This window comes from Nocardia sp. NPDC058244 (assembly GCF_042882065.1).
GTDB lineage: Bacteria > Actinomycetota > Actinomycetes > Mycobacteriales > Mycobacteriaceae > Nocardia.
Genome location: NZ_JBHVWX010000005.1, coordinates 464450 through 477000, shown reverse-complemented (window position 1 = coordinate 477000; position 12551 = coordinate 464450). Strand labels below are relative to the sequence as shown.

At 66.6% G+C, this 12551-nt stretch carries 11 protein-coding genes; 9 read left to right on the top strand and 2 right to left on the bottom strand.

Translation table 11 applies throughout. The features are described from left to right. The first annotated feature begins 18 nt into the window (after positions 1-18). On the top strand, positions 19-234 hold the full coding sequence (locus ACFVW6_RS18680) for a biotin/lipoyl-binding carrier protein (protein WP_378829126.1): 216 nt from the start codon (positions 19-21) through the stop codon (positions 232-234). Positions 235-238: 4 nt separating this feature from the next. Continuing rightward, entirely contained in the window at positions 239-1612 is a 1374-nt protein-coding gene (locus ACFVW6_RS18675) for an acetyl/propionyl/methylcrotonyl-CoA carboxylase subunit alpha (protein ID WP_378829124.1), read from the top strand. 211 nt (positions 1613-1823) lie between these two features. On the opposite strand, the gene ACFVW6_RS18670 is transcribed toward ACFVW6_RS18675, so the two are convergent. After that, a complete protein-coding gene (locus tag ACFVW6_RS18670) occupies positions 1824-2453 on the bottom strand; it encodes a TetR/AcrR family transcriptional regulator (protein ID WP_378829121.1) in 630 nt (209 codons plus the stop codon). Between the two features lie 54 nt (positions 2454-2507). On the opposite strand from ACFVW6_RS18670, the gene ACFVW6_RS18665 reads away from it, so the two are divergent. The 5 genes from ACFVW6_RS18665 to ACFVW6_RS18645 all read left to right on the top strand — a co-directional run bounded on the left by ACFVW6_RS18665 (position 2508) and on the right by ACFVW6_RS18645 (position 8814). Then, a complete protein-coding gene (locus ACFVW6_RS18665) occupies positions 2508-4145 on the top strand; it encodes a GMC family oxidoreductase (RefSeq protein WP_378829119.1) in 1638 nt (545 codons plus the stop codon). Then, entirely contained in the window at positions 4142-4570 is a 429-nt protein-coding gene (locus ACFVW6_RS18660; RefSeq protein ID WP_378829117.1) for a hypothetical protein, read from the top strand. Before ACFVW6_RS18665 ends, ACFVW6_RS18660 begins: the two co-directional genes overlap by 4 nt. A gap of 11 nt (positions 4571-4581) precedes the next feature. Then, positions 4582-6072, top strand: coding sequence for an aldehyde dehydrogenase family protein (locus ACFVW6_RS18655; RefSeq protein ID WP_378829114.1), 1491 nt, complete (start codon positions 4582-4584; stop codon positions 6070-6072). 151 nt (positions 6073-6223) lie between these two features. Next, positions 6224-7774, top strand: a complete 1551-nt coding sequence (locus ACFVW6_RS18650; protein WP_378829112.1) for a flavin-containing monooxygenase — start codon at positions 6224-6226, stop codon at positions 7772-7774. Beyond that, the gene (locus tag ACFVW6_RS18645; protein WP_378829110.1) at positions 7771-8814 is read left to right on the top strand and encodes an alpha/beta hydrolase; all 1044 of its coding nucleotides are present in this window, start codon (positions 7771-7773) and stop codon (positions 8812-8814) included. Before ACFVW6_RS18650 ends, ACFVW6_RS18645 begins: the two co-directional genes overlap by 4 nt. 103 nt (positions 8815-8917) lie before the next feature. Here the strand turns inward: ACFVW6_RS18645 and ACFVW6_RS18640 are convergent, their stop codons facing one another. Further along, positions 8918-10153, bottom strand: coding sequence for a PucR family transcriptional regulator (locus tag ACFVW6_RS18640; protein WP_378829107.1), 1236 nt, complete (start codon positions 10151-10153; stop codon positions 8918-8920). A gap of 158 nt (positions 10154-10311) precedes the next feature. On the opposite strand from ACFVW6_RS18640, the gene ACFVW6_RS18635 reads away from it, so the two are divergent. After that, positions 10312-10767, top strand: a complete 456-nt coding sequence (locus ACFVW6_RS18635; RefSeq protein ID WP_378829105.1) for a nuclear transport factor 2 family protein — start codon at positions 10312-10314, stop codon at positions 10765-10767. 383 nt (positions 10768-11150) lie between these two features. Further along, positions 11151-12551, top strand: a complete 1401-nt coding sequence (locus ACFVW6_RS18630) for an APC family permease (RefSeq protein WP_387792201.1) — start codon at positions 11151-11153, stop codon at positions 12549-12551.

Sequence of the window (12551 nt, the reverse complement as noted above, 5' to 3'; positions counted from 1 at the left end):
CGGAAAGGAAGAACAACCATGATCGAGATCGCAGCAGACTGTGCGGCGACAGTGTGGAAGGTCGTTGTAGCGCAAGGCGACCGGGTCGGGGAGGGCGATGTACTGCTCATCCTCGAGTCGATGAAGATGGAGATCCCGGTCGAGGCCGAGGACGACGGCGTCGTCGCGGAGGTACACGTCGAGGTCGGCTCCGTCGTCTCCGACGGCGATGTGCTCGTGACGCTGGAGGGCTGAGGTCGTGTTCGACAAGGTCCTCATCGCCAATCGCGGCGAGATCGCCGTGCGCGTCATCACGACGCTGCGGCGGCTCGGCATCGCCAGCGTCGCCGTTCACTCCGATGTCGACGCCGACAGCCTGCACGTGCGCCTGGCCGACGAAGCGGTGCCGATCGGTGCGGCACCGGTGTCGGAGAGCTATCTCTGCATCGATCGCATCATCGAGGCGGCGCTGGCCACCGGCGCCCAGGCCGTCCATCCCGGCTACGGGCTGCTGTCGGAGAACCCTGACTTCGCTCGCGCGTGCACGTCGGCGGGTTTGGTCTTCATCGGACCGAGTCCGGAGTCGATGGAGATGATGTCGTCGAAGATCCGGGCACGAGAAACCGTGGCGGCCGCCGGTGTCCCGGTCGTCCCCGGCTACACCGAGCCGGTAGTTTCCGGTCCCGAGGCGTACGCGATGGCGGAAGCCATCGGCTATCCCGTGGCCGTCAAGGCCGCGAGTGGCGGTGGCGGCAAGGGATTTCGGGTGGCCCATGGCCCCGACGAGCTCGCCGCCGCGATGGTGGGCGCGGCGGGGGAAGGTGAGCGCTTCTTCGGGGACGCCACCGTCTATCTGGAGCGCTACCTCGAGAATCCGCGGCACGTCGAGGTGCAGATCATCGCCGACACGTACGGCACCACGCTGCACCTGTTCGAACGCGACTGCTCGATCCAGCGGCGACACCAGAAACTGATCGAGGAGGCCCCCTGCCCCCTGCTCACCGATGCGCAGCGTCAGCGACTCGGTGACATCGCCGTGCTGGCGGCGAAGGCCGCGAACTACCACTCCGTCGGCACCGTCGAGGGTCTGCTTGCCGGCGACGACTTCTACTTCCTGGAGATGAACACCCGCATCCAGGTCGAGCACCCGGTCACCGAACTCGTCACGGGTCTGGACCTGGTCGCGGAACAGATCCGCATCGCCGCGGGCGAGCCGCTGTCCTTCGAGCAGTCCGATGTGCGGATCACCGGCCACGCGATCGAGTGCCGGATCAATGCGGAGTCGGCCGCCAAGGGCTTCCGGCCCGGCCCCGGCCGGATCGACCGCTTCGTCGCCCCGGCCGGAGACGGCGTCCGCGTCGACAGCGGTGTCGTCGACGGCGACACCGTGCAGCCCTACTACGACCCGATGATCGCCAAGGTGATCGCCTGGGGCGAGGATCGTCGCGCTGCCACCGACGCGATGCGCAAGGCGCTCGACGAGACCGTGATATCGGGTATCCCGACGCTGATCCCGTTCCACCGTGCCCTGCTCGCGAGTACGGAGTGGGAGAACGCCGGCACCTGCCGTGAGCTGATCGAGGACCGGACGTGGTTGAAGTCCACGGACTCCTGGGGCGACGGGTCCGAGTGACGGTGCACTCTGCACCGGCCGGCAGCCACGGACACACCAGATCTGTGTGGCGCGTGCCATAGGCGCTGGCGAAGTATTGCTACCGGGCCGGTGATCGGGCCCAGCGGATCGACCTCAGGAGCGACACCATGATCGGCATACTCGTTGCCCTCGCGACGCGGTGGCCGGCGGGCTCCGGCTCGACGGGTACGCCGGCCTCGGTGTGTGAGGCTCACTGATGTGCGGTGTCGAGGGTGCTCATCGCGAGGGCGGCGTCGACCCAGAGCCGTACCGGTGGCACGGCCGTGGGATCGTCGCCGTCCCAGAGCTTGGAGCCCAGCACCGCGTAGCTGCCGTAGCCGTCGATGAGCGCCACCAGATAATCGCCGATTTCCCGCGACCGCGCGGTGGGCAGGTCACGGAACACCAGCGCCGCGTGGACGTGTACCTGAACGGTCGAGCGCCACGACGTGAGGTAGTCGATCATCTCCTGCCCCAGCTTGTCCGGGGAGCTCGCCGCCTCGGCATAGAAGAACAGGGTGATCCGGCCGAACGCGATCGAGGGTCCGTCGAGAGGTATCTGCGCGGTCAGCACCCGAACCAGTCGCTCGATCGGATCCAGCCCCGTCTCTTCGGCGATCGCGGCCAAGCGCTTGCCGGACAGCCGGAACGCCTGATGAAAAGCGAGGTGCAGCAGGTCGTCCCGGCCGCCGACGTAGTGGTTGAGCACACCGGTGGACCACCCGCTGCGCGCTGCGACGTCGCGCAGGGTGACCGCTGAGACGCCTTCCTCGGCGACGATCGCGAGCACGGCGTCAGCGATCTCGGCACGGCGTTGGTGATGGTCGACGATCTTCGGCATCTCTCTATTCAAACACAAACAATCGATTTAAATAACAACCTCTAGGAGCATGTCATGACCACGACCGGCACCTCCGGCAGGAGGGACGACGTCGACGCGCTGATCATCGGCGCGGGTCCGTCCGGCGTCACCGCCGCCCGGCTGCTGGCCGAGAGCGGCTTCCGGGTCACTGTTCTGGAACAGGGTGACTGGCCCGACGTCGTCGACTACCCCAGCGAGAAGCTCGAACGTGACCTGCTCGTCGCCGGCCGCTGGAACCCGAATCCGAACCATCGCCGCCGCCCGAGCGACTACCCCGTCGACGACTCCGATTCCGACGTGCACCCGTTGATGTTCAACGGTGTCGGCGGGAGCAGCGTCCTGTTCTGGGCGGAATGGCCGCGGATGATTCCGTCCGACTTCCGGGTGCGCACCCTGGACGGCATCGCCGACGACTGGCCCATCACCTACGAGGACCTGCAGCCCTACTACGAGGCGATCGACGAGATGATCGGCGCCTCGGGTCTCGATGGCAACACCGCCTACCCGCCGGGCTACGTGCTTCCGCAACCACCGCTGCCCATCGGCCGAATCGGCCGTAAGGCGGCCGAGGGCATGAACAAACTGGGCATCGGATGGTGGCCCGGCACCTCGGCGATCCTGTCGCAGGGTCTCGGCTCGCGCGGAGCCTGCGCTCGCTGGGGTACCTGCGGCAGTGGTTGTCCCGAGGGCGCGAAGGCGTCCTTCGACGTCGCGATGTGGCCGGGTGCGCTGGCGGCAGGTGTCGAGTTGGTGGTCGGCGCGCGAGTCAGGGAGATCACCGTCTCCGAGAAGGGCTTGGCGACCGGCGCCACCTGGATCGACCGCGCAGGTGTCGAGCGGCACACCTCGGCACCGGTAGTGATCGTGTGCGCCAACGGAATCGGCACCCCGCGGCTGCTGCAGTTGTCCACCTCCTCGCTGTTCCCGGACGGGCTCGCGAATTCCTCGGGCTACGTCGGACGCAATCTGATGATGCATCCGGTGGCGACCGTGCTGGGGGAGTACGAGCAGGACCTCGAACCATGGATCGGGCCGGAGAGCCACCCGGTCTGGTCGATGCATTTCGCCGAGACCGATACCAGCCGCGGCTTCCATCGCGGCGCCAAATGGACGGCAGTGGTGCATCAGGGGCCGGTGAGCCTGCTCCAGCGGTTCACGGAGCTGCCGCTGGCCGAACGCAGCGGTCCGGCCGGGCATGCGTTGATCGAGCGCCTGCACGGCCGCTCGTACGAGCTCGCGGCGTCGATCGAGGATCTGCCCGTCTTCGACAACCGCGTGACCCTCGATCCCGATCTCGTCGACAGCGACGGGATCCCGGCACCGAAGATCCACTACCGGATGTCGGACGAGAGCAAACGCGCCCTCGACTGGCACCTGGACCGGCTCACCGAGGTCCACGAGGCCGCGGGCGCCGTCTCCACCAAGCGGGTGGACTTCGGGGGCGAGACCGGGTGGCATCTGCTCGGCACCGCCCGCTGCGGCGACGACCCCGCGACCTCCGTGGTCGACGGCTACGGGCGATCCCACGACGTGCCCAACCTCTACATCTTCGACGGCAGCGTCTTCGTGACGTCGTCCGCGGTGAATCCGACGCCGACGATCACCGCGTTCGCACTGCGCGCCGCCGAGCGTCTGATCGAGACCGCCGCCGACCAAAGGACTCCGCTGTGATCGAATTCCCCGACGACGAAACGCGTACCGGTGCCGCGCGTATCGCGGACCTGTGGTTCCCCGGCAGCGAGCGTTCGCCCCGGTTGACCGCGCTGCCCGGTTACGACGTTCTGCTCGACCGCGCCCTGCGCGTCGACCCCGAACTCTCCGGGGCGTTCCTCCATATCGCCCAGCTCGCCGCCCGGGTCGACGAGTTGTCACCGGAGATCGTCGCGGGCTGGCCCGCCGAGATCGTGGAAGCAGCTTTCTACTTCCTCAGCTGCGTCTACTACATGGCGCCCGAGGCACGGCAGGCGGTCGGCTATCCCGGCCAGACGCGGACACCTTCTGCGGAGGCCACCCCGGACCAGGTGGTCGACGACGATCTGTTCGCCCCGGTGCTCGCGCTCGGCCCCACCTACATCCCGACTCCCACCACCGACTGAAGGAACATGCCATGAGTCCCGAGAAGATCCTGGCCGACGCTCAGCAGCGCATCGACGACCTGGCGCCGGTCCACTACATCGGTGGCGCGTTCGTCGCGAGTACGGCCACCTCGACCGTCGAGGTGATCGGTCCCGGCACGGGCACCCGGCTGGGCGTCGCGGCGCGGGGCACCGTGGCCGATGTCGATGCCGCGGTGGCGGCAGCGCGCGCAGCGCTTCCCGGCTGGGCTCGGCTGACGCCGGGCGCGCGCGCCGAGGCGCTGTTCCGGTTCGCCGACGCCATCGATGAGCAGGCCGAGCTGTTGTCGGCGCTCGAGGCACTCAACGTCGGGAAGTCGTATGCCTATGCCGCGTACGAGATTCCGTTGATCTCCGACTGCTTCCGTTTCATGGCCGGTGCGGCGCGGACGGCCCAGGCGCCGGCTCCCGGCCAGTACGCCCAGGACCGGCTCTCCTACATCCGCCGCGAGCCTGTCGGCGTGGTCGGTGCCATCACACCATGGAACTTTCCCCTGCTGATGGCGGCCTGGAAGATCGCCCCTGCACTCGCGGCGGGAAACACCATGGTGCTCAAGCCTGCCGAGCTGACCCCTTTCAGCACCCTCATTCTCGCCGAGCTCGCCACGGGCATCCTGCCGCCTGGGGTGCTCAACATCGTCGTCGGCAAGGGCTCGACCGTCGGTGACGCGATGAGCCGTCACGACGACATCGACATGATGGCGCTGACCGGAAGCGTCCGGTCCGGACAGCTGGTCGCGGAGGGCGCCGCGACGACGATCAAACGTGTCCACCTCGAGCTCGGTGGCAAGGCACCCGTCATCGTTTTCCCGGACGCCGATCTGGACGACCTCGTCCCGACCCTGGTGGCCACCGGATACGGCAACGCAGGCCAGGACTGCGGCGCGGCCACCCGGGTGATCTGTCACGAGGACATCCGCGAACAGCTGGTGGCGGCGCTCACCGCGGCGGCGGGCGAGCTCCGCAGCGGAAACGCCGCATCGGGGGCGGAGTTCGAACTCGGTCCGTTGATCAGTGCGCAGCAGCGGGACAGCGTCGCGCACATGGTGGACCGGGCCTGTCGAGACGGCGCCCGCGTCGTGCTGGGAGGTGAGGTCCCCGACGGTCCCGGCTTCTTCTATCCGGCGACGATCCTCGTCGATGTCACCTTCGGCTCGGAGATGTCGCGCGAAGAGGTCTTCGGGCCGGTGATCTCGGTGGAGACCTTCACCAGCGACGCCGAGGCGCTCACCAAGGCCAACCATGTCGACTACGGCCTCGCGGCCTCGGTGTGGACCGCCGATACTGCCCGAGCGCTGCGTTTCACCGAGGAACTGAACTTCGGCTCGGTCTGGGTCAACACGCACCTCAACTTCACCAACGAGATGCCGTGGTCCGGATTCGGGAAGTCGGGCTACGGGCGAGACAACTCCACCTATGCCCTGGAGGACTACACCAGGACCAAGCACGTGATGCTGCCGATCGGAGCACTGCGCGGCGCCTGAGCGCGCGGTGTGCGGTGTTTCGCCGATGGTGCATTTTGCACCGGAATCGGGTTCAGAACACCACGGATCTGTGTGGCATGGGTCATACCCGCTGGCAGACGATGGCAACGGGTCGATGAACGGCCCGGCAATCCGAAAACAGGAGTTCACCATGGCCCGCAGCAGTGCCCCTCCCGAGTCCGCCGACATCGTCATCATCGGAGCCGGAGTCTCCGGTGTGGGGTCGGCGTGCTATCTCCGGCAGGCCTTTCCCGACAAGAAGATCGTCGTCCTCGAGGGACGCGGGCGGATCGGCGGCACCTGGGATCTCTTCCGGTACCCGGGCGTCCGCTCCGATTCCGAACTCCACACCTACGGTTACGAATTCAAGCCCTGGAGCCACGAGCACGCCATCGCCGACGGCCACCTCATCCGCGAGTACCTCGAGGAGACCGCGGCCGAAAACGGCGTCGACGCCCTGATCCGGTACCACCATCAGGTCGTGTCGGCGGACTGGTCCAGCGCCGAGGGCGCCTGGACGCTGCAGGTCGAGGTCGCGGTCCCGGGGGAGAAGAAGCGGACCGTCGCGATCAAGACCAACTGGGTGTACGGAGCCTCCGGGTACTACCGCTACGACGAGGGCCACACGCCGCAGTTCGAGGGCCGCGAGGACTTCGCCGGCGACATCCTGCACCCGCAGTTCTGGCCCGAGAACTACGACTACGCGGGCAAGCGCGTCGTGGTGATCGGCAGTGGCGCAACCGCCATCACCATGGTTCCGGCGATGACGACAGGTCCCGGAGCCGCCGCACACGTCACGATGCTGCAGCGCACTCCCACCTACGTCATGACGCTGCCGCGCGTCGACAAGGTCGCCAAGTTCCTCTACCGGACTCTCGGGCTGGAGCGCGGATACGCCGCGACCCGGATCAAGAACGTGTGGCGCGACTTCCTCTTCGTCGGCTACATGCTCAAGTTCCCGGACTCGGGACGCAAACTGATGCGCACCCAAACCAGCAAGGCCCTGCCCGATGGCTACGCCGTCGATACCCATTTCAACCCGCCGTACAAGCCGTGGGAACAGCGGCTGTGTATGACACCCGACGGAGACTTTTTCCAAGCGATCAGCGAGGGCAAGGCCTCGGTGGCCACCGACACGATCGATCGCTTCACCGAGACCGGGATCCGGCTGGCCTCGGGGGAGGAGATTCCGGCCGAGGTGATCGTCACCGCCACCGGACTCAACCTGCGAATGTTCGGCGGCATCCCGCAGACGGTCGACGGGCAGCAGTTCGACATCGGTGACAGCGTCACCTACCGCGGAATGCTGCTGTCCGGCCTGCCGAACTGGTCGTTCGCGTTCGGCTACACGAAGTACTCGTCGTGGACCATGAAGGTCGGCCTGACCGCGCAGTATGTCATTCAGCTGATCAGGCATATGGATGCGCACGGCTACGACAAGGTCGTGCCGGTCGCCGAGCCCGGGATGGCCACCGCGCCGTTGCTCGACCTCAGCGCAGGGTACGTCACCCGCACGGCGGACGCCCTGCCCAAGCAGGGCGTGCGACTGCCGTGGCGGATGCTGACCTCCTACCAGGCCGACAAGAAGCTGCTGAGAGGCCCGATCGGTGACGATCACCTGCGGTTCAGCTCCGCGAACGCCCGCCCGGTACCGCGGACGGCGATGCCCGCCGACGCGGCGAGCAAGGTGCGGATGCGATGAGCGCTTCCGCCACGACGACCCGCCTCTCGGTCGGCGAGCGCCTGCAGCGGCAACTCGCGATCGGCATGGGGAAACTGCCGGGACCGCTGCTCGAGCGCATGGTCAAGGCTCCCGCCAACTCCGACGGCGAGGTGATGGCGCCGGAGATCGCGATGCTCATGGCCTCCATCGCCAAAGGTCCCGATTTCAGTGATGTGGCGCCCGCGCAAGCCCGTGCCGCGGAGGCGAAGGACGTCGCCGTCTTCGGTGAACGACCTGTGCCGATGCGGGAGGTCGAGGAGCTCGAGCTGCCGGGCGGCCTCGTGGCGACGCGATATCGCGCAGGGACTTCCTCCGGTGGGCTTGTCGTGTTCTTCCACGGTGGCGGTTTCGTGCTCGGCAGCCGTGCCGCCTACGACGGACCGGTGCGTTTGCTCGCCGACCGGACGGGCATGGACATCCTGTCCGTGGAGTACCGCCTGGCACCGGAATTCCCGTATCCAGCACCTCACGACGATGCGATGGTCGCCTGGAAGTTCGCCCTTGCCCAGGCCGCCCGGTGGGGCATTCCGCAGGACCGTGTGGTCGTCGCGGGCGACAGCGCGGGGGCCAACATCGCCGCGGTCCTCGCTCAGCGGGTGCGTGATCCCGAGCGCCGCCCGGCTCTGCAGGTGTTGATCTACCCGGTCACCGACCTGGCCGGATCCCGGCCGTCGAGTCGGGAGTTCGCCGACTCACGGGCGCTGACCGCCAAGCAGATCGCCTGGTTCAAGGATCACTTCCTGCCTCCGGGCATCGACCGTCGCGATCCCCGCGTTTCGCCGCTGTTCGCCGAGGATCTGACCGGGGTCGCGCCAGCTCTGGTCACCGTCGCCGGTTTCGATCCGCTGCGCGACGACGGGTTGGCCTACGCGGCAAAGCTCGCCGACAGTGGGGTATCCACGGAGCTGATCAGGGAGCCGGGCCTCGTTCACGGCTATCTGTCGTTCACGGCGCTGAGCGCGACGAGCCGGGCCGGGGTCGAGCGAATCGCATCTGCGATCGTCCGGGCCTTGGGATGACACCGGCAGGGCAGTGACATCCTGGCTGGGCGGTGACACCGCCGCCCAGCCAGGCCGAGACCGCGATGATCGCGGGCGAAGCGAAAGTCGCATGCGCGCTGGACTATTCGCCGGTCTGCAACTGGACCAGTGCCAGCGCGGTGTCGACCGCGGCCGAATTCTGTGCGAGCGAACGAGGAAGCAGTTCGTCGACCCGGGCGAGGCGGCGATCGATCGTATTGCGGTGTGCGAACAGGCGGTCGGCTGTCTTCGAGATATTGAACTGCTCGGCGATGTAGACGCGCGCGGTCTCGCGCAACACCGGCTCGGCCGTCGCCAATCCTCCCAGCGTGTCGGCGATGAACTGCCGCGCTTCGGCCAGATCGTTCGTGAGCAGGCAGATGAGCTGCACGTCCTCGAATCGAACCGCGCGACATCGGGACCGAAGACGGGTGAGCAGTCCTTGAGCTGTGGCCGCGTCGAGATGGCTACGCCGGAATCCGTTGACGTCGTGCGCCGGGCGCCCCACCGCGATCCGGACATTGGGGACCTGTGCGACGATCTCGTCGAGTTCGGTGCGAGACGGGACACGGTTGACCGGCATCCACGTCCACAATGTCGCGGTGCCCGCGACAAGTGTCAAGCGGCGGGGGGCACCCGAAGCTCGCATCACCAATTCGGCGGCTTGCTCCAGGCCCGCGGGCTGGTCGAAGGAATCGGCCCAGAGCACCGCCGCCAAATGGTGCCCGGTGAGTGCGTAACCGAGCTGAGCCTCGGCACGGGGACGCGTGATCGGCGCACCTCGGAGCAGCAATTGCAGCGTGGCCAGTCGTTCCACCTCCGGCCCCTCGTTGAGCTCGGCTCGCGCCTCCTCGATATAGGCGACGACCGTCGATCTGGAATCGTCGAGGGAGTCTCCCAACGAATTTCCGGAGACCTCGACCAATGCACGCAGCAGGTCTTTGTCGTCGGTGGTGTCGAAACAGAACCTCAACCAGGCCGACCAGCCGACCCGCTGCGCTGCACGCCACGGTCCGACGTCACTGACATCGAGGCCGCGAAACGCGAGATCGCGCGCGTAGTTCCGGACGTCGGCGATCATCTCCAGCTTCACCTGACAGCCCGGATCGTCGATGTTGGCCATCAGCCAATGGTTCAGTATCGAACGGGTGAAAAGGCGATCCATCTCGGAGAGGATCGGGTCCTCGGTCAGTGCCCGTTCACCCAGGCTCCGTTGGCCGGCCGCCCACATCTCCTGGGCGATCTCGACCGAATGCTCCTGCATCTTGATAGCCGCTGTGCGGAAGAGCTCACGCACGCGCTGCGATGGCTGTGGTTGTTCATCATCCTTGGCGTTCACCGTTTGCCTCCCGAAGCTTCTCCGAATAGACAGCATATTTCCAGTTATGGCGTGAGTCACAGTGCACCTTGCACCGAGAGGCTGCTCAGCGCGGTGACAGTTGGTGTAGGTCGTCGCATATTCCGGCGAGCAAGGTGTCACCCACGCCACTCACTCGATTGGCTCGGGCGATCGCCCGCTGCGACTGTGAAGGAGGACCCGTGTCCATTTCCAAACACGCCGTCTACACCGAAAAGCTGAACGAGATCTGCGCCGCGGTCACTGCCCGCGATCTCGAAACAGCTCTCGAATACTTCGACGACGAATGTGTGGTCATCAACGGCGCCGGCGGGATCGTGGGAGACAAATCGGCACTCGTTCCCGGATTCGAAGAGATGTTCGCGGCGTTTCCCGACTGGACCCCACGGGTGGCCGCGTCGTTCGTCGAAGGCGACACCATCGGCGTCCTGTTCGAAGTGACGGGTACGCCCGGTGGGGTTGGTCCCGGAGTCACCTGGATCGGGACCGGCTACTCGACGTTCGATCCCGAGACCCTCAAGATCGTCCGCGACGTGTACTTCATGGACGAGGCCGCGCTGGAGCAGAAGATCAGCGACTCGTCCGCGATCGGCTGACCACCTCCAGAGCGAATTCGCTCTTCGGCTGTCGGGCAACAGAATTCGGGGACGCCGGCGATGGTTGTCCGCGACAGCGTGGCGGGTGCCGCGGTAGGCATCTTGCCCCGGCACCCGCTCCAGCGTGCAGCACAATGCTGTAGAGACGCAGATCACTCCGAACTCAGAATGAGACATCGCACACAGTGCGATCCGAGGTGGTGGCAAGGCGAGCGCATCGACCCGTTCGATGCGCGGAACCTGCCGATTTCGATTCTTGTCTTCCTGCCGCATGACTCCCACCATGCGGCTGTTCGCAGCTATCGATGCTGAGTTTTCAGTGGTGCGCCAACCATTCGGGACAGCAAGTACATGGAAGGTGGACACCACTGATGAGTGGAACTGTGCCTGAACCAGCGGCCGCGCAGGCCGACAGCGTGGATTCGCAGGACACCGAGAGACCGGGGCAGCGGGGAATCAGCCGGACGACGCTGGTCTCACTGAGCCTGGCGTCATTCGTGCCCGCTGTCGCTTTCGCCACCGGCCCCCTGATCATCTTCTCCGCAGTGGGAGCGATGGCGTGGGTGTCCGCGGTGGTGTCGATGATCGCCACGATCTGCATCGGGGCTTCTGTCATTCACTTCGCACGTCGCTATGTGGCGTCGGGTTCGCTGTATTCCTATGTCGGCTACGTCTTCGCTCCGTGGTCGAAGAAGATCGTCGGGGCCTCGCTGCTGGGTGCTTACATCACGGGCGTCGCCGGTCTGATCGTCATCGTCGGCATGTATCTGGGGAGTTTTCTGCATTCGCTGGGCGTGGAGTCCGCGGCGCAACTCGGCTCCCTACTGATCATCGGCGCCGTCACGATCGTGGTCATCGCCGTCGTCGCGGTGCGCGGACTCGATACCTCGATCTGGGCGGCGATCGTGTTGACCGTCGTCTCGTTACCGCTGGTGCTGTTCATCGTGGGTGCCAGTGTCGTCCACACCGGGATCGACGTCGCGGCCCAGCTGGACTTCGCGAGCTTCGAGATCAGCGGCGCGCTGCGTGGTGCCGCGCTGGGCATGGTGGTGCTGGTCGGCTTCGAAAGCTGCGCCGCACTGGCGACCGAAACCGCGGATCCACGGCGCAACGTCCCGTGGGCGATCATCGCGCCGCCTGTGGTCATCGGCGGCGGGGTGCCGATCTTCATCATGCTGACGGTGCCCGGCCTGCTGGCGGCCGGTGACGACCTCGCGGCGGGTGTATCGGCGCCCGCCGCGCTCGCCGCCCAGGCTGGACTGCCCGCATGGATCGGGCAGTTCAGCGACCTGGTCCTCGCGATCGCCTCGATCGGTTCGGCGTTGGCGTTCTTGAACTACGGTGCGCGACTCGTGGTGAGGCTGGCCGAAGACGGCTTGCTTCCCCCGGCGTTCGCCCGTGTCGATACCCGCCGCGGCACTCCGGTCGCAGCGATTGTCGGCGTCGCGGTGGCGAGCCTGGGATGGCTCGTGGCCTCCGCGAGCCTGCTGCAGAACATCGTCGAGGTCTACACGATGACCGCCGCGCTCGTGATCGACCTCTGGGTGCTGCCCTACATCCTGATCGCGGTGGCCGCTGTCGTACAGACGGCGCGCGAAGGGCACGTCCGCCCCTGGTTGTGGGTCGCATCGGTGATCGGCGCCGTGTCGATGACGTGGGTATTGATCAGCGGTCTCGTCGATGCCGCGCCGGGAGCCGCCAGCAAGATGATCTACGTGATGATCGCGACGATCGCGGTCCTGCTCGGGGTCTTTCGCTACAGCCGGACACGATCGGGGAACTGA